Origin of the sequence: Pseudoalteromonas sp. D15MCD-2, from assembly GCF_038562745.1 — a bacterium.
Classification (GTDB): domain Bacteria; phylum Pseudomonadota; class Gammaproteobacteria; order Enterobacterales; family Alteromonadaceae; genus Pseudoalteromonas.
The window spans coordinates 1,364,945-1,382,680 of the sequence record NZ_JBCFQE010000001.1 but is presented as its reverse complement, the minus strand read 5'-3'; the positions used below and the strand labels follow the sequence as shown (position 1 = coordinate 1,382,680).

Below are 17,736 nucleotides of genomic sequence, written 5' to 3'. Positions count from 1 at the left end.
AGACAAAAAAGGTGCGACTTGCGCACCTTTTTACCTGTAAATTTATCGATTTACTAAATTATAAGCCGTTTTCGATGATTTCTAATGCGAGTTCATCGGCAATTAAATGCGTCGACTTCTGCTCTTTTTCAGAGCGAGCAAAGATTTCTGTTAGCGTATCAAAAATGCCTTCAACGTGTTTCGTTGATGCTTCTGCACTATAACCTTCTGGTGCCGTTTCGTAATAAACGTTGATGATACCACCTGCGTTAATTACGTAATCTGGTGCATATAAGATACCTTTTTCGCGGATGATCTCACCGTGACGAGACTCTGCTAATTGGTTATTCGCACAACCTGCAATAATTGTTGCTTTTAAACGCGGGATAGTCGTGTCATTTACCGTTGCGCCAAGTGCACATGGTGCATACACATCAACATCTAAGTCGTAGATTTCATCAATACCCACAGCCGTTGCATTGAAGTCATTTACAACACGCTCAACAGCTTGTTCGTTGATATCTGTTACAAATAATGTTGCGCCCGCTTCATGTAGGTGTTTACAAAGGCCATATGCTACTGCACCTAAACCTTGCACGGCTACTTTGATACCAGCAAGATCTTGATGACCTCGTTGATGTTGTAAAGCGGCTTTAATACCTAAGAATGTACCATATGCTGTGAACGGTGAAGGGTTACCACTTTTACCTTCAAGGCCTAATACATAGTTAGTTTCTTTATTCATGATTGCCACATCATCACAAGTGATGTTTACATCTTCAGCTGAATAGTAGCTACCGCTTAAACGCTCTAACTGGCGACCAAATGCACGGAAAAGTTGCTCTGATTTAATTTCTTTAGCATTACCGATGATCACTGACTTACCGCCACCAAATGGTAAACGTGCCACAGCATTTTTGTAGGTCATACCTTTTGATAAACGAAGTGCATCAGTAACAGCATCTTCATCAGTTGTGTAGTTCCACATTCTGCAACCACCAACCGCTGGACCTAACTTGGTATTGTGAACCGCGATAATAGCTTTTAGGCCTGATTCTTTATCTGAACAAAACACCACTTGCTCGTGGTTATCAAAGTCGACTTTATTAAATACAGCCACAGTTAAATACTCCGAAATTTTCTTACCCTAAGGGGTGTGAGCGCTGAAAGTGTCGAGACTTTATCACTTCGTTTGCTCCCTTGCCACTAAATGAGATGATAAAACTAAGCAAAGTTCTCAGACCGAAATAACAACTCAAAAACTAACACTTTATGGAAAAAATATACCAATCAATGTACGCATTAAGCATTGTTAATTCAAAACAAAATATTAACATTACAAACTTTATTACGTGAACGTAAAGGTAAAGTATAGCGTAAAGAAAAAGTGACAAGAAGAATGTGCCGATAAAGCCAATTAAAATCGGCTTTTAAAGAGATGTTAGAGAAATAGCTGAGACTGGTCAGAGCTGAAAAAAAACGGCGCAGGTGCGCCGTTTTTTCAAGAGAGTTGCAAGATGGTTACTTTAATTTGCCATCAAGTTCTTCGATTTTTGCTTTCCAAATAGCAGGACCTTGCGTATGCGCATTGGCGCCTTCACTATCAACAGCAACCGTTACTGGCATATCTTCTACTTCAAACTCGTAGATTGCTTCCATACCTAAATCTTCGAACGCAACAACACGTGCTTTCTTGATTGCTTTAGATACAAGGTAAGCTGCACCACCTACTGCCATTAAGTAGATAGATTTATTGTTTTTGATTGATTCAACTGTTGCAGGACCACGCTCTGCTTTACCAATCATACCAATGATGCCCGTTTTTTCTAACATCATATCAGTGAATTTATCCATACGAGTCGCAGTTGTAGGGCCAGCAGGACCTACCGCTTCATCACCCACTGCATCTACAGGGCCAACGTAGTAGATAAACTTGTTATCAAAATCAACGCCTTCAGGTAAACCTTCACCTGATTGGATCATATCTTGTAAACGTTTATGCGCGGCATCACGACCCGTTAAGATAGTACCAGACAGAAGAACCGTTTCACCCATCTTCCATTCTTGCGTGTCTTCTTTAGTCAGTGTGTTTAAATCAACACGACGTGTACCTTCACCTACTTCAAATGTAACTTCTGGCCAATCTTCAAGTTTAGGCGCTTTAAGATCAGCTGGGCCTGAACCATCTAATGTGAAGTGAACGTGACGAGTTGCCGCACAGTTCGGGATCATAACCACTGGTTTTGATGCTGCGTGGGTCGGTGCCGTTTTAACTTTCACATCAACTACGGTTGTTAAACCACCTAGGCCTTGTGCACCAATACCTAATTTATTAGCACGTTCGAAGATATCGATACGCATTTTTTCTTCAGTTGTTTCTGCGCCGCGCTCAATAAGCTCGTGAATATCAACCGGATCCATTAATGATTCTTTAGCAAGTACCGCAGCTTTTTCTGCAGTACCACCAATACCTATACCTAGCATGCCAGGTGGACACCAGCCCGCACCCATTGTTGGTAATGTTTTTTCAACCCATGCAGCCACATCATCAGATGGGTTAAGCATAACCATTTTCGTTTTATTTTCTGAGCCGCCGCCCTTCGCTGCCACCATTACTTCTACTTCAGCGCCTGGCACTAAGTCGATATGAACAACTGATGGAGTATTGTCTTTGGTGTTTTTACGCGTGCCAGCAGGGTCTGCAACAATTGATGCACGTAATGGGTTATCTGGGTTTAAGTATGCGCGACGTGTACCTTCATCAACCATTTGCTGAACAGTCATGTCTGTTTTATCCCACTTAACATCCATACCTACTTTTACGAAACAAGTAATGATACCTGTATCTTGGCACAGTGGACGTTTACCTTCAGCAGACATACGAGAGTTAATTAAAATTTGCGCAATGGCATCTTTTGCCGCTTTGCTTTGCTCTTTGTTGTAAGCTTTTTCTAAGGCTTGTACGAAATCGAGAGGGTGATAAAAAGAAATGTATTGCAATGCATCTTCAATGCTATCAATGAAGTCTTGCTGACGAATTGTACTCATTACGGGTTCCTTAAGTTTTTATCGCGTAGCGCTGTACGTGATCCTGAGTAAACCGGTGACGAAGATTTACTCTACGGGTTAGTCATGGCATCACTATAAAGGAAATCATAACGCTGCCAATCAAATTTAACTTATGATACCCTCCTCGCCCGTTTCGGGCTAGTTATTCAGGGCAATGTAGATGATAAACGATGAAAATTTGTGCATTAAATTAAATTTAAGTGGTGATTGCATCGCGCTATTTAGTCATTTTGCTCATTTGCCTCATGCTGTGTTGCTCGATTCAGCCAATAGCGAGCATGTAAATAGCCGCTTCGATATCATTGCTATTGCACCATTAAAGCAATTAGAAGTGCGCGAAAATACATGCTTTGTCGACGGCAAAACACAATCAAGTGATTGTTTTAGCTTGATGAAAGAAGGTCTTCAGGAATTTAATCACACAGCTAACCCTAATAACCTACCCTTTACAGGTGGGTGGCTTGGCTATTTTGGTTATGACCTAGGTCGTGTGATTGAAAGCATGCCAAGTACTGCCGAAAACGACATTAACATGCCACAAATGGCTGTAGGCCTTTATCCAGATGCTCTTATTTATGATAAGCAACAACAAAGCTGGTTTTACGTCTGTCAGCCAAATCATAATCGCTTAGCGCTATACCAGCAGCACCTAAACGAAACACCAGCAAGTGCAGAGTTCGCGCTACAAAGCGACTGGCAATCAAACATGAGTCAAGCCAGCTACAGCGAAAAGTTCGAGAAAATTCAAGCTTATTTAAAAAGTGGTGACTGCTACCAGATCAACCTTGCACAGCGTTTTAAAGCTGAATTTTCAGGTTCAACATGGCAAGCATATAAACAACTTCGAGAAGCCAATAAAGCACCTTTTTCAAGCTATATAAATCACCCAGATGGCGCTATTTTATCTATTTCACCAGAGCGTTTTATTTCGATTAATCAGGGCCAAATAGAAACCAAGCCAATTAAAGGAACGCTCCCTCGATTGGCTGGCTCTGAACAAGACCAAGCGCAAGCAACTCGTTTACAACAATCAGAAAAAGACCGCGCAGAAAATGTCATGATTGTTGATCTGCTGCGCAACGATTTAGGCAAAGTGGCTCGCCCAGGTAGTGTCACCGTCCCCTTGTTATTTGCAATTGAAAGCTTTCCGGCTGTGCATCATTTAGTAAGTACAGTGCGCGCAGAGTTAGCAGATGGCAAAGATGCCGTTGACCAAATTCATGCCGCTTTCCCAGGTGGTTCAATTACCGGAGCGCCGAAAATTCGCGCTATGGAAATCATAGAAGAGCTCGAGCCGCATCGCCGTAGTGTGTACTGCGGCTCAATTGGCTATTTAAGTGCCTGTGGCAACATGGATACCAGTATCACAATTCGTACTTTAGTGTGCCACAAAGGTGCAATCTATTGCTGGGCTGGCGGTGGCATTGTGGCTGATTCAAAGGTCGACTTGGAGTACCAAGAAACTTACGATAAAGTAAATAAAATACTGCCTTTATTAAAGTAAAAGTTGAAGTAACTACCTTGAATAGCCAGCAAATAATTGCCCGTTTTAGTTTAAGTCAAACCACAGAGCGCCCAGCAACCATTCGCTTTAATGCCGAAAAGCGTGCCAGTGCCGTAATGTTACCTCTGCTTGATGTTAACGACGAAGCGCATTTGTTGCTGTGCAAGCGACCTAGTTATTTACTTCATCACCCGGGGGAGATTTGCTTACCGGGTGGCAAGTATGAAGAACAAGATGACACGTTAATGCACACCGCTCTTCGAGAGCTTAATGAAGAGCTTAACATTGCGACACACCAAGTGAGTGTCCACGGTAAATTACATCAGTACGCGACCCTAACCGGTTTCACTATTGAGCCTTTTGTGTGTGTGCTTAGTGAAGGCACAACGTGGCAAGCTGATCCCAACGAAGTTGCTGCCAGCTTTTTACTGCCCTTATCTTATTTAAGTAATCAACAAAATTGGCAACCCCTTCCCTTTGTGCGAAATGGTAAAACCATTACTTTGCAAGGTTTGATGACCCCCCATGGACTGCTTTGGGGAGCAACAGCGAGCATAATTAATAACTTTATAAAACAGCTCGCCCTACCAGTTTAATTATCCTGCTTTTAGGGTTACACAGGCACGTTTAAACGTTATCATGTGGCACCGTTCAAAGGCAGGTAGTATGCCGTTAATAGAAAAATGAGTAGCAAATTATGATCAGTGCATTCGATATGTTTAGTATTGGTATTGGCCCATCGTCATCTCACACTGTTGGCCCAATGCGCGCTTCGCGTTTATTTGTAAACGAACTAGAAGAAAAAAACTTACTTGCAAACGTCACCGATATTAAAGTTGAGCTATTTGGCTCACTCGGCCAAACAGGTATTGGTCACGGCTCTGGTAAAGCTGTGATCTTAGGCCTTGCCGGTTATGATCCAGAAACCATTGATGCTGATTTAGTCGACGATATCCTCGCAAAAATCGAAAAAGAGCAGGTTATTTATTTAAATCAAAGCCATAAAGCCAATTTCCCTAAACAAGGTGCGATTGTATTTCATCGTCGTAAAACATTACCAAAACATTCAAATGCAATGGAAATCATTGCCAGCCAAAATGGCGAAAAGTTATTCAGTAAAGTGTATTACTCAATCGGTGGCGGCTTTATCGTCAGTGATGAAGAGTTCGAGAACGAAAAACAAAAAGCACTCGAAATCCGCGAAGAAAACCCAGCGCCTTATCCGTTTAACACGGCAAAAGAGCTGTTAGAACTGTGCCGTGAGTCAGGTTTTAGTGTATCAACGCTTATGATGCACAACGAAAAAACCCTGCGCAGCGAAAAAGACATCAAAGATGAGCTGTTTAATATTTGGCAAGTAATGAAAGCCTGTATTGAGCGTGGTATGCGTACAGAAGGTATCTTACCAGGTGGTTTAAAAGTAAAACGTCGTGCCCCTAGTTTACACCTTAAGTTAAATATTGAGGTAAACAACGACCCATTACGTGCTATGGATTGGGTTGATTTATTTGCCCTTGCAGTAAACGAAGAAAATGCTGCCGGCGGCCGTGTTGTTACCGCACCAACCAATGGTGCTGCAGGTATTTTGCCAGCGGTATTAATGTATTATCACACTTTCATTAAAGAAGTAGACCGTGATATCGCAACACGTTACTTATTAACGGCGGCAGCAATTGGTATTTTATATAAAAAGAACGCGTCAATTTCGGGTGCTGAAGTAGGTTGCCAAGGTGAAGTGGGCGTTGCTTGCTCAATGGCAGCAGGTGCACTTACTGAAATCATGGGTGGCAATGTAGTACAGGTTGAAAACGCCGCTGAAATCGGCATGGAGCACAACCTAGGCCTAACCTGTGACCCGGTTGGCGGCCTTGTACAAGTACCGTGTATTGAACGTAATGCGATGGGCTCAATTAAAGCAATTAATGCGTCACGCCTTGCAATGCGTGGTTCTGGCGAGCAAAAAGTGACCCTTGATAAGGTAATTAAAACCATGCTCGACACAGGTAATGATATGAAAACGAAATACAAAGAAACCGCTCGCGGTGGCTTAGCAGTTAATATCATCGAGTGTTAATTTACAGCACGCTTTCAGCATAAAAAAGCCGCTTTAAAGCGGCTTTTTTATCTCTATTTTACTGGTAACTCAATGTTTTCGAAGAGCTTATCAACATCTTCTTGGTTACGTAATAAGCTTGCTCGCTCAACCAGTTCTTTCGTTAAGTGCGGTGCAAAACGCTCAATAAAATCATACATGTAACTGCGTAAAAAGCTGCCCTTTCTAAAACCAATTTTAGTGGTGCTAGCTTCAAATAAGTGGCTTGCATCAATACACACTAAATCAGTATCTGTTATTTGATCAATCGCCATAGACGCCACAACACCTACACCTAGGCCTAAACGAACATAGGTTTTAATTACATCAGCATCTGTTGCAGTAAAAACAATATGCGGCTCAAGACCATGTGCATTGAAGGCCTTATCTAACTCAGAACGACCAGTAAAACCAAACACATAAGTAATAAGTGGGTATTTAGCCACATCGGCAACCGTTAAATTATCAGCCTTTTGCGCAAGCGGGTGTGTTTTTGCCACAACAATACTGCGATTCCAGTGATAGCACGGCAACATAACTAAATCAGAATATAAATGCAGCGCCTCAGTCGCAATGGCAAAATCAGCATCACCGCGTGCTGCCGCATCGGAAATTTGCTGTGGCGTACCCTGATGCATGTGTAAAGACACTGCTGGGTACTTTTTCATAAAGCCTTGAATAACATTCGGTAATGCGTAACGAGCCTGAGTATGAGTGGTCGCAATGTTAAGTTTACCTTGATCAGGCAAGGTATGCTCATTGGCAACCGCTTTAATACCTTCAACTTTCGACAGTATTTCTCGTGAAATATTAATAATTTCGTTACCGGCACTGGTTACATGGGTAAGGTGTTTGCCACTACGGCCAAAGATCTGTACACCCAGTTCGTCTTCAAGCATACGAACTTGTTTCGAGATCCCCGGTTGCGAGGTAAATAAACTTTCGGCTGTCGCAGAGACATTCAGTTTATGATTTTGGACTTCGACTATATATCTGAGTTGTTGTAGTTTCATGGCTGCATTGTAAACGTTGTTATTGTTTATTTATAAAGGCTGCAAAGCGCAATGCCAAGCGATATTTCATCGCGCTATACATTTATATCGATTGTTTCTAAGGCTAACACATTAAATTACTGCTCGGTAGCCGTGTTTACTCGCAAAATATTCAATAAAGGTGCTAGTTTAGCGCTATACTCGTTATAAAGTAGTAATCGTAATAAGTTTATTCGAGATAACTACCGCAAAACTGTTCAGATCTAATCTTTTTAAGGTAAGATAAAAAAATTAGATAGTTAAAACTGAGATTTAGTAATGATTGTTTCTATCATCATCATGCTCATTGTTGCATTAATCGTGATCGCTTTATGGGTCAGCGCTGTGCAGCAACATAAAGAAAAACAAGAAGCAGAGCGCCGTAAAGAGCTTACAAAACAAAAAAAAATCATTGAAGAGGCAGAAGATGTACTGCTTAACAGTGCCAATATCCCCATGTCTGAAAATATTCTGCGTATTATTCAACGCCGTATTTATGATGCACTTGTTTCAATGGTCGAGCTTTCTCCAAGCTCAAAAGAATTAAAAAACAGACTAAAAGAATCTAAAGAACGCCTAGCCTCTCCTATCGAAGCAAGTAATAGCGATGCATTAGCACTACCAGATAACGACAAACAATTAATAGCTCTAATTCAAGGTATAAAGAAATTACGAGCAGTACTTCGCTCAGAGCATGGTAAAGGCAAGGTAGATAGCCAAGTATTTGTTGCTGAAGATAAACGCCTTGAAAAATTGCAGTTAAGAATCAATGTAGAAAGCCAAATTAAGCGCGGGATTTCAGCTCGCTCAGCAAATATGGTGGGCTCTGCCAGACAGTATTTTGAAAAAGCACTAGCAACACTGACCTCAGTTAGCTATAGCGATGAATATGTAAACTCGAAAAGACAAGAAGTTGAAGGCTATTTAGAAACGATTAGCTCTGAGTTGAAAGCATCAAATGCAACGTCACTAAAGAAGAAAGCAGAACAAGAGCAGGACGATTTAGACGTATTATTCGCACCAAAGAAAAAGTGGTAAACCACTTTTTCTTTGCTTTGTGCAAATTAAGATAAAAACGCAAACTTAACAATAAACAGCGCTGTTAATACCCACACACTAATACTGATTTCATCTTTTTTACCACATACCAACTTCACGGCAGTATACGAGATAAAACCAAGGGCGATACCGTGCGCAATCGAGAAAGTTAACGGCGTCATCAATAATACCACACTCACTGGAATGGCATCTGTCATATCATCCCAATTTACCAGCTTTAAGTTTTGCATCATTAACACAGCAACATATAAAATTGCACCTGCCGTTGCATAAGCTGGGATCATGCCAGCAAGTGGCGCAAAGAACATCATTAACAAGAAACAAATACCTACAACCACAGCGGTAAGACCTGTACGGCCGCCCACAGACACACCTGCTACTGATTCAATGTAAGACGTTGTTGTTGACGTACCAAGCATTGAGCCTGCAATAGTAGCTGTACTGTCGGCACTTAGTGCGCGACCTAAACGAGGCATTTTACCTTGTTCATCAGCAATACCTGCTTTTTGCGTTACAGCAACTAAAGTGCCTGAAGTATCAAACAAATCAACAAATAAGAACGCAAAAACCACTGTTAGCATTGAGATTTCGAATGCTGCTGCAAAATCCAATTGCATAAAGGTTGGTGCAATTGAAGGCGGCATTGAAATAATTCCTTGATACTCCACAAGGTCTAAACCAAGCGCAATTGCGGTTACTAATAAAATACTGATAAGTACGCCGCTTTTCATATCGCGGTATAACAGTGCTGCAATAACAAAGAAGCTAAAAATCGCAAGTAGTGGGCCTGGGGCTGTGATATCGCCTAACTGCACTAAGGTTGCAGGGCTTGCTACGATAATACCGGCGTTTTTCAGTGCAATAAGGGCTAAGAAAGCACCGATACCTGTGGCAATGGCACGTTTTAACACCAGAGGAATAGCATCAATGATCCACTCTCTCACCTTAAATAGGCTTAAGAATAAGAAGATACAGCCAGACATAAAAACTGCACCTAATGCAGCTTGCCAAGTGTAGCCCATGCCCAAAACAACACCATAAGTGAAGAAGGCGTTTAAGCCCATACCCGGAGCCAGTGCTAATGGGTAGTTTGCCCATAAACCCATGATAAAACAGCCAATTGCAGCAGCAATACAGGTTGCTACGAATGCCGCACCTTGATCCATTCCCGCTTCTGCAAGCATGGCAGGGTTAACAAATACAATGTAAACCATGGTAATGAATGTTGTGATGCCAGCAATAGTCTCGCGGCGCACAGAAGTGTTATTTTCAGTGATTTTGAAAAGTCTTTCGAACATGTTGAACTTTAAGTTGAGATTAATTGGCTAATTTTATCATATTTTATCTCAATAAGAGGACATTTTACCTTGCAATGTTCTAAACTAATAAGGTCTTTTATTTCAAGAAAATAACTAAACTATGTCTGATAATTCGCCAGTAGGCTTAGATTTAGAGCAACAGCTTGATAATGTACTTGCCTTTATTACCCAACCCGATAAAGGGTCGGCGCCAAATAAAAGTACTCAATCTGTTGAAAACGTACTAAACAAAGCTTTGTATTATTTAAAAAATGAACAGCCTCCCCTTGCTGCCAAATGGATGCGCTTAGCAGCTATGGCAGGTAACCATAGGGCGCAATTTTATATGGGGCTGTTTTTCATCAAAGGACAAGGTGTACCGCACAGTGTTTTTCATGGCGCGGTGTGGTTAAGTCTGGCAAGTAGCCAAGGTTATGAACCTGCAACGGCTGCACTTGATGATCTTAGAAAACACATCAGTACGCGCAGATTACATGATGCGCAAAGCTATGCAGCTACCCTATATGAACAAATCCACCAGCAGCAATTTGCACATTTAATTCCTCGAGATCCTGACGCAAGCTAACACGCGTCAGGTTCTACAACTCATTAATGCTGTCTTGTCAGTTTACTCTCAAATGTTATGAGACCTGCACCAACTACAAACAATAAGATACCTATAAACTCAAGCCACACATGGCCTTTATGGGGCTTGATAATAGGTGTTTTTGAAGTAAGGCTATATAAACGCCTGCCTTGCTCGCCAGATTCTACAAACGAAATACCTTTATAGTCCGCTGAGATAATAAACTTAAAATCATGCCTGCTGATCATTTCTCGACGTTTTGCATCTATTTTCTCGCTGCTTTGTTCTACGAGTAGCGTACGCCAATCATGAAAAATACCATCTGGTTCATTATCTTTCACTACACCATATGATTTGTACTCATAGAACTTTGTATTGAATAGCTTTTCTTGATGCCCTAAATAAAACATGGCACAGCCTAGCGCACTTAACAGTATGGCAATATAGACGAGTGAACGCTGTTTAATGAATTGCTTATTACTTTGTTGCTTATACCAAGCTTCAATGTCAGGCACATTAATCAACCGAGCTTTATCTACAGAATGTTTTAATGGCTCCATAAAGTCGCAAATTGTTAGATTGAGCGCCGTTAATATTGAACGAAATGTGTCATTCGAAGGCACTGATTTATCGTTCTCAAGCTTTGAAAGGTAACTTTGTTCTATTCCAACTTGCTCTGCAAATTCTGGTTGGCTTAGTTTTAGCTCACTGCGATAGTGTTTTAGTTGTGTTCCGAATGTACTCATAACGCATTTCCTTTTTGTTGTGGAGCCGCCATTCTTTGCTATTCATGCAGATATAAAAAGCTGAATAAATAGGAATAATGAAGAATATTAGCAAGATAGGATGAAAGATACGAGATACGAGATACAAGATACAAGATACAAGATACAAGATACGAGATACGAGATACGAGATACGAGATACGAGATACGAGATACGAGATACGAGATACGAGATACGAGATACGAGATACGAGATACGAGATACGAGATACGAGATACGAGATACGTTGACAGTATAAGAGAAAAGTACGTTTTAATGTAAAGACTTATCTAATCATTTGTTTGAGGAAAACAAATGGCGGAGTGGACGGGACTCGAACCCGCGACCCCCGGCGTGACAGGCCGGTATTCTAACCAACTGAACTACCACTCCGCAGTGGTATGTGCATGGGGTAATGCACTTAATTTGTTTATGATATCAAATGGCGGAGTGGACGGGACTCGAACCCGCGACCCCCGGCGTGACAGGCCGGTATTCTAACCAACTGAACTACCACTCCGCAGAGATATCATTGTTATTACTTAATTTGTTGGCGGAGTGGACGGGACTCGAACCCGCGACCCCCGGCGTGACAGGCCGGTATTCTAACCAACTGAACTACCACTCCGCGATACAAATTTTGTAATAAAATAGCGTTTAAATAGTGGCGGAGTGGACGGGACTCGAACCCGCGACCCCCGGCGTGACAGGCCGGTATTCTAACCAACTGAACTACCACTCCGCAGTATCTAATGCTATTTATTTTTCCTATTGGCGGAGTGGACGGGACTCGAACCCGCGACCCCCGGCGTGACAGGCCGGTATTCTAACCAACTGAACTACCACTCCGCAAAGGAAAATGTTTTACAACCATAAGTTGTGTAAGTAATTGGCGGAGTGGACGGGACTCGAACCCGCGACCCCCGGCGTGACAGGCCGGTATTCTAACCAACTGAACTACCACTCCAGCGCATACTTACAAATTGTCGAAAATTGGCGGAGTGGACGGGACTCGAACCCGCGACCCCCGGCGTGACAGGCCGGTATTCTAACCAACTGAACTACCACTCCACATTTTCGTTGCTGACTGAGTCTCCCCTGACAGCGGCGTGAATAATACGAATCACCCTCTGGTTCGTCAAGGGGTTTTTTGTATTTTTACAGGTTTTTTAGTCATCTGACATCGAAAGGTTTAAAATTTCACCTGATTTGTCATTTTTTGAGCCATTTTTGCCAACTTCATTTTCATTCGTTGTTTGCTCATCATTTTCGGTTTGATTTTTTTTCTTTAAAAACGGTAAAGAAATTTTAAATTTCAGCGGTTTCTTCTGAACAAAAATTCTAATTGCCAGCCAACCTAATAAAAGGACGGTTAAATTTCCAACAACAATTAAGGTCACCATGAGCATGGTGGACGCTTTTTGTTCTTCTTCAAGAATTCGTTGTTGCTCTGCTTGCGCTTCTAAATCGATTTCAGGGCGAACAATTTCTGGTACAGCTTCAATTGGTCGCTCAATTTCAAATTTATAAGTAGGTAACGTCGCCATAAATTCACGGTCATTTATGTTGCTACCAAATACAGAGAGCTCAACACTGTATCGTCCCCAATCATAATTTTTAATTGCAAGCTCTCGTGTTTGCGATTTATCAGCATCTAAAGAGAACATTTGCTCTTCATTATTGGGGTAATATATTTTTCCTTGAATAAGTACAGTTTCTGGTTTAACGATTTCAGGATTTAGCGAGATTGTTAAAATGTGGTCATCTTCATCTTGCTCAGCAAGTGCTACTTCATAATCAAAAGGCGGCTCATGCACCACAATTGGCTTTTGTACTACAGTACGCTTTAATATAGGCGTTTCTATATATAGTTCTGGTTGCCACTCTCCTGCCGGAAAGACCAGTTTAAACTCACCGGTAAACACACCATCAAGCGGACGCTCATCAAAGCCACGGCCATCATCTCTAAAATCGGTAACACTTTGCGTGCCCGCACCAAAGTTTGCGTAATCACTATTATTAGTGCTGACAAAATCAACGTGCAAACTTATCACATCGCGAAACTGACCAACTTCTATTGGTTCACCATCATTTAATACGCGGCCAGTCAGCTTTACTGTTTCGCCACGAAACAGCATGGGCGGGAGTGGATCAACATTAAGCTCTATTTCACCCAGCACCATAATACGGCTATCTGGCAAGATACTACCGACCACTTGCCAAGGACCAGGCATGGGGTTGCTAATGGTGATCAGGTCGTAGCTCAGTTCATCATGCCAGTCGAGGTCATCATTGTTTACAGAATCAGTAGCGTAATACTTAGTGCCGTCAGGGCGTACTAACACAACGGCAGGAGCACCGCGTTTACGAAAGAAGAGTAAGGTTACTTTATCGACTTTATGGTCAATACGAAAACGGTTCTCTAGCAGGGGAATTTCATTTTGCACCCCATCACGTTCTAATGGGGTTATTTTATCTTGCTCGTTGGCAAATCCCGCTAAGGGAATTAAACACACTAATCCTGCTAGTAGTTGTTTTCTCATTTTATTACCTTATTCTGCACGCCATAGGCATTGGCCACCCTTTGCAACCAAGTCTAAACGCTCTTCGTGAGCGGCGTGCTCTTGTTCTGTTGCTCTTAATACCACAAGCGGTGCTCTATCAGCACTTAGTCGGCGAATACCACCAGCTTGTTGAGTTGAGCCTTCATCTTTATTTTGATTAAGATTCAGCTTTACTTGCCCACCCGTCATCGACAAGTAAACATCGGCTAAGATCTCAGAATCCAGTAAAGCGCCGTGTAACGTACGCTTTGAGTTATCAATATCGTAACGACGGCAAAGTGCATCAAGGTTATTCTTTTGACCTGGGTGCAAGTCACGCGCCATTTTTAAAGTATCAAGTACAGTACATACATCGGCCGTATTCGGAAAACCTTGATTTAACAATGCAAACTCATTATCCATGTGGCCGATATCGAACGCTGCGTTATGAATAACAAGCTCAGCGCCACGAATATACTCTAAAAACTCATGGGCAATTTGGTGGTACAGGGGTTTATCACGCAAAAATTCATTGGTGATACCGTGAACGTCTATTGCTTCTTCTTCTATTTCACGTTGTGGATTGATATACACATGAAAGTTGTTGCCAGTAAGACGGCGATTTACAAGTTCAACACAACCGATTTCAATAATGCGGTGGCCTTGCTTTGGGTCAATACCCGTGGTTTCTGTATCTAAAACTATTTGTCTATGTGCCATATCGTCTTAAGCCTGACTCTGGTATCTTTCTATATTCACTTTATTGTACACAATATCAAGGTAAAACAGTGCAGAAAACCGTAGAGATTTACACCGATGGATCATGTTTAGGAAATCCAGGGCCTGGAGGGTATGGCATCGTGATGCGATACAACGGCCACGAAAAGCAGTTAAGTCAAGGCTACACCCTAACAACAAATAATCGGATGGAAATGCTCGCAGCTATCGTTGCACTAGAAACCCTCACCCGCTCTTGTCACGTCATTCTGACGACCGATAGCCAATATGTGAAACAAGGCATTGAGTCATGGGTTGAAAATTGGAAAAAGCGCGGCTGGAAAACCGCTGCTAAAAAACCAGTTAAGAATGTCGATTTATGGAAACGACTCGATGCTGCCTGCCAACAACACGAGGTAGAGTGGCGTTGGGTAAAAGGCCATAGCGGCAATAAATACAATGAGATTGTTGACGATCTAGCCCGCGAAGCAGCTGGCAGCGATCAATTACTTGAAGACACAGGTTACGACGGTAATTAAAAGTACCTTGAAATAAACTTGGCGCAGGTCGTTTTATATTTTTGTTATATGTTATAAGATTTGGCTATAACGAAATATAAAGGATTCATTATGGCTCTGCGCATTCACTCTTTTTTTCATCAACAAAGCGCCACTCTCTGTTACTTAGTCAGTTGCGAAAGCACTAAACAGTGCTTGCTAATTGATGCGCCAGCTGATTTTGATATGCCAAGTGGCGAATTAAGTTTTACCACCGCCAATGAGATCATTAACTATATAAAGACTGAGCAGCTGACACTACAATGGCTCCTTGAAACTCATGCCCATGCTGACCATATCACTGCAGCAAGTTACATAAAGCAGCAATTACAAGACACACACCCTTGTAAACTCGGCACGGGTGAAGGGATCACACAAGTGCAACAACACTTTAGCCAACTTTATAATCTTGATATGCCATGTAATGGTGAACCTTTTGATGCTTTATTTGCTGATAAAGCACAATTTCAGTTAGGTGATTACACAGTAGATGTGATTGCCACACCGGGCCATACACCTGACAGCGTGTGTTTTCACATTAATGGCAATGTATTTGTTGGCGACACCTTCTTTATGCCAGACAGTGGCACAGCCCGCTGTGATTTCCCAGGAGGCAGTGCCGGTGAGTTATATGACTCACTACAGCGAATTTTAGCTTTTCCTGACGATACCGTACTTTGGATGTGTCATGACTATCAACCAGATGGCCGCCCTCTTGCGAACAAAACCACAGTGAAAGAGCAGCGTGAGCAAAACATTCATTTAAAAGGCGATAAACAAAGCTTTATTGCGACTCGGGAAGGCCGCGATGCAACCTTGGCTGTACCAAAGCTGTTGCACCCTTCTATTCAATTAAATATTCGTGCAGGCCAGTACCCAAGTAAAACAGACACGCAACAACACTATTTAGCTATCCCGCTCACAGTGCTGCTTTGATGTTTGCCTGAGCCCTGCTCCTTTTACCGGCGAAAATTGCGGCCTTGCATGCCATTTAGGTTTAATTGGTGTCAGCGGGGCCACACGTTTTCGAGCCACCAGCATATAAACACTGCCCATTGGCTTTAAATATTGCTGGCCAAAGCTGCGCCACGCCGCAAAACGTGACAAACGGTTGCCTCTTGCAAGCGATGAATGGATAAATCGCTCGTCCGAAATAATCTCAAAGCCTAATAGATTCAACCAGTCTTTTACTCGTGATGGCGTAAAAAAGCGCCCTGTCCAAGGTAACTTTTGGCGACTAAAAGGTAAAAGCTGCGCCAAGCCACACAAGCTAAACGGGTTAAAGCCCGTGATCACCAGATAGCCACCGGGAATTAAAGTACGATGTGCTTCACGTAAGATGTGGTGTGGATCAGAATGATATTCTAAGCAATGCGATAATATACAAGCATCAACACTGTGCTCATAAAAAGGCAGCTCGTCTACATCAGCAATAACACCTGTAAATAACCCTTGCTCTGCTACACAAACTTGATGCTTAATAGGACTTTCACTGGTTGCCAGCTCGCCACTTAAATTACCAAGTTTGAGCATGTGATAGCCAAACATGCGTGGCAACCATGGCGTTAGCTTACGTTCAATTTCAGCACGTAAATAGTCGCCATGAGGGAACTGCTGCCAAGTGTATGGCTTAGGACCTTCTTGAAAACTAAGGGCTGGTTTCATTTTCTGAGCTCGTTATACTGTGTGTTAACTGTCACTTTATAGAGCAATTAAACATGGTGCAAGTTAAAGCAATTAAAGCCTTTTCTGATAATTACATTTGGTGCATCAGCAATGAAGCTGAGCAAACAGCCTGGGTCGTCGACCCAGGTCAAGCAGAGCCTGTTTTAAACTATCTGAGCGAGCATAACTTAACACTTAGCGGTATTTTGATTACTCACCACCATTATGATCATACCGATGGTGTGGCTGCACTGGTTAAGGAATTTCGTGATATTCCGGTTTATGGGCCAAGACATAGCCCTTTTAAAGGTATTACTCATGGCGTATCAGAAGCGGATAAAGTCACTGTGTATGATTACACCTTTACTGTGCTTGCGACACCTGGTCATACCCTAGACCATGTTTGTTACATTAATGACGAATTAAGTTTTACTGGCGACACCTTATTTAGTGCTGGCTGCGGACGATTATTTGAAGGCAGCGCAGAACAAATGTGGCACTCGTTATGTAAGCTAAGAGCCCTGCCAGATGAGTGTAAAATCTACTGCACCCATGAGTACACGCAAGCCAACTTAGCTTTCGCAAAAGCCGTTGAACCAAATAACGAATACCTTATCAGCTACAGTGAAGAAGTAGATGCGCTGCGTGCCAAAGACGAAATAAGTTTACCAACTCAATTAGGTGTTGAAAAACAAATAAATCCATTTTTACGTAGCAATATAGCAACAATCACTGATGAGCTTCCTGATGAGCTAAAAATTAATTTGGATCTGAATGAACCTTGGCAACGCTTTGCAGGTCTCAGAGCCTGGAAAGATAACTTTTAAAAAAACGTAAACACCGGTAGTTACAATTTTGTATATTTAGATCA

At 42.1% G+C, this 17,736-nt stretch carries 16 protein-coding genes and 7 tRNA genes; 8 read left to right on the top strand and 15 right to left on the bottom strand.

Annotated features, from left to right (window positions below; genetic code table 11):
• Nucleotides 1-58: 58 nt before the first annotated feature.
• The gene (locus AADY36_RS06220; RefSeq protein WP_054561789.1) at nt 59-1,099 is read right to left on the bottom strand and encodes a Leu/Phe/Val dehydrogenase; all 1,041 of its coding nucleotides are present in this window, start codon (nt 1,097-1,099) and stop codon (nt 59-61) included.
• A 401-nt stretch (nt 1,100-1,500) separates the two neighbouring features.
• Nucleotides 1,501-3,027: a fumarate hydratase gene (locus tag AADY36_RS06215; protein ID WP_054551614.1), complete on the bottom strand. Its 1,527-nt coding sequence runs from the start codon at nt 3,025-3,027 to the stop codon at nt 1,501-1,503.
• Between the two features lie 181 nt (nt 3,028-3,208).
• Between AADY36_RS06215 and pabB the strand changes: the two genes are divergently transcribed.
• From pabB to AADY36_RS06200, 3 genes are all read left to right on the top strand, one after another.
• Nucleotides 3,209-4,552: an aminodeoxychorismate synthase component I gene (pabB, locus tag AADY36_RS06210; RefSeq protein WP_342408669.1), complete on the top strand. Its 1,344-nt coding sequence runs from the start codon at nt 3,209-3,211 to the stop codon at nt 4,550-4,552.
• A gap of 17 nt (nt 4,553-4,569) precedes the next feature.
• Nucleotides 4,570-5,148, top strand: coding sequence for an NUDIX hydrolase (locus tag AADY36_RS06205; protein ID WP_342408668.1), 579 nt, complete (start codon nt 4,570-4,572; stop codon nt 5,146-5,148).
• 101 nt (nt 5,149-5,249) lie between these two features.
• The gene (locus tag AADY36_RS06200) at nt 5,250-6,626 is read left to right on the top strand and encodes an L-serine ammonia-lyase (RefSeq protein ID WP_054551617.1); all 1,377 of its coding nucleotides are present in this window, start codon (nt 5,250-5,252) and stop codon (nt 6,624-6,626) included.
• 53 nt (nt 6,627-6,679) lie between these two features.
• On the opposite strand, the gene cysB is transcribed toward AADY36_RS06200, so the two are convergent.
• Nucleotides 6,680-7,657, bottom strand: a complete 978-nt coding sequence (gene cysB / locus AADY36_RS06195) for an HTH-type transcriptional regulator CysB (RefSeq protein WP_054551618.1) — start codon at nt 7,655-7,657, stop codon at nt 6,680-6,682.
• 297 nt (nt 7,658-7,954) lie between these two features.
• On the opposite strand from cysB, the gene AADY36_RS06190 reads away from it, so the two are divergent.
• Nucleotides 7,955-8,713: a hypothetical protein gene (locus AADY36_RS06190; RefSeq protein WP_054561792.1), complete on the top strand. Its 759-nt coding sequence runs from the start codon at nt 7,955-7,957 to the stop codon at nt 8,711-8,713.
• A 26-nt stretch (nt 8,714-8,739) separates the two neighbouring features.
• Here the strand turns inward: AADY36_RS06190 and AADY36_RS06185 are convergent, their stop codons facing one another.
• Complete coding sequence (locus AADY36_RS06185; protein WP_054551620.1) at nt 8,740-10,032, bottom strand: NCS2 family permease; 1,293 nt, start codon at nt 10,030-10,032, stop codon at nt 8,740-8,742.
• Between the two features lie 121 nt (nt 10,033-10,153).
• Between AADY36_RS06185 and AADY36_RS06180 the strand changes: the two genes are divergently transcribed.
• Complete coding sequence (locus AADY36_RS06180) at nt 10,154-10,618, top strand: sel1 repeat family protein (protein WP_054551621.1); 465 nt, start codon at nt 10,154-10,156, stop codon at nt 10,616-10,618.
• 23 nt (nt 10,619-10,641) lie between these two features.
• Here AADY36_RS06180 and AADY36_RS06175 read toward each other — a convergent pair whose 3' ends face one another.
• The 10 genes from AADY36_RS06175 to dnaQ form a co-directional block, all read right to left on the bottom strand.
• Nucleotides 10,642-11,364 carry a helix-turn-helix domain-containing protein gene (locus AADY36_RS06175; protein WP_055021511.1) on the bottom strand — a complete coding sequence of 241 codons (723 nt, stop codon included), beginning with the start codon at nt 11,362-11,364 and terminating at the stop codon, nt 10,642-10,644.
• 335 nt (nt 11,365-11,699) lie between these two features.
• Nucleotides 11,700-11,776 (bottom strand) — tRNA-Asp (locus tag AADY36_RS06170).
• A 50-nt stretch (nt 11,777-11,826) separates the two neighbouring features.
• Nucleotides 11,827-11,903: transfer RNA gene (locus tag AADY36_RS06165), tRNA-Asp, on the bottom strand.
• A 31-nt stretch (nt 11,904-11,934) separates the two neighbouring features.
• Nucleotides 11,935-12,011: transfer RNA gene (locus AADY36_RS06160), tRNA-Asp, on the bottom strand.
• 37 nt (nt 12,012-12,048) lie between these two features.
• A tRNA-Asp gene (locus tag AADY36_RS06155) sits at nt 12,049-12,125 on the bottom strand.
• Nucleotides 12,126-12,155: 30 nt separating this feature from the next.
• A tRNA-Asp gene (locus AADY36_RS06150) sits at nt 12,156-12,232 on the bottom strand.
• 41 nt (nt 12,233-12,273) lie between these two features.
• Nucleotides 12,274-12,350, bottom strand: a tRNA-Asp gene (locus AADY36_RS06145).
• A gap of 27 nt (nt 12,351-12,377) precedes the next feature.
• Nucleotides 12,378-12,454: transfer RNA gene (locus AADY36_RS06140), tRNA-Asp, on the bottom strand.
• A gap of 98 nt (nt 12,455-12,552) precedes the next feature.
• Nucleotides 12,553-13,926, bottom strand: a complete 1,374-nt coding sequence (locus tag AADY36_RS06135) for a TIGR03503 family protein (RefSeq protein WP_342408667.1) — start codon at nt 13,924-13,926, stop codon at nt 12,553-12,555.
• Nucleotides 13,927-13,935: 9 nt separating this feature from the next.
• Nucleotides 13,936-14,646: a DNA polymerase III subunit epsilon gene (gene dnaQ / locus AADY36_RS06130; RefSeq protein ID WP_054561795.1), complete on the bottom strand. Its 711-nt coding sequence runs from the start codon at nt 14,644-14,646 to the stop codon at nt 13,936-13,938.
• A gap of 68 nt (nt 14,647-14,714) precedes the next feature.
• Between dnaQ and rnhA the strand changes: the two genes are divergently transcribed.
• Both rnhA and AADY36_RS06120 read left to right on the top strand, forming a co-directional pair.
• Nucleotides 14,715-15,182: a ribonuclease HI gene (gene rnhA / locus AADY36_RS06125; RefSeq protein ID WP_054561796.1), complete on the top strand. Its 468-nt coding sequence runs from the start codon at nt 14,715-14,717 to the stop codon at nt 15,180-15,182.
• A 90-nt stretch (nt 15,183-15,272) separates the two neighbouring features.
• Nucleotides 15,273-16,136 carry an MBL fold metallo-hydrolase gene (locus tag AADY36_RS06120; protein ID WP_239962592.1) on the top strand — a complete coding sequence of 288 codons (864 nt, stop codon included), beginning with the start codon at nt 15,273-15,275 and terminating at the stop codon, nt 16,134-16,136.
• Here the strand turns inward: AADY36_RS06120 and AADY36_RS06115 are convergent.
• The gene (locus AADY36_RS06115) at nt 16,107-16,865 is read right to left on the bottom strand and encodes a class I SAM-dependent methyltransferase (protein ID WP_054551627.1); all 759 of its coding nucleotides are present in this window, start codon (nt 16,863-16,865) and stop codon (nt 16,107-16,109) included. The two genes, AADY36_RS06120 and AADY36_RS06115, sit on opposite strands and share 30 nt — an antisense overlap.
• 53 nt (nt 16,866-16,918) lie before the next feature.
• Between AADY36_RS06115 and gloB the strand changes: the two genes are divergently transcribed.
• Nucleotides 16,919-17,692, top strand: coding sequence for a hydroxyacylglutathione hydrolase (gene gloB / locus AADY36_RS06110; protein WP_239962593.1), 774 nt, complete (start codon nt 16,919-16,921; stop codon nt 17,690-17,692).
• The last annotated feature ends 44 nt before the right edge of the window (nt 17,693-17,736 follow it).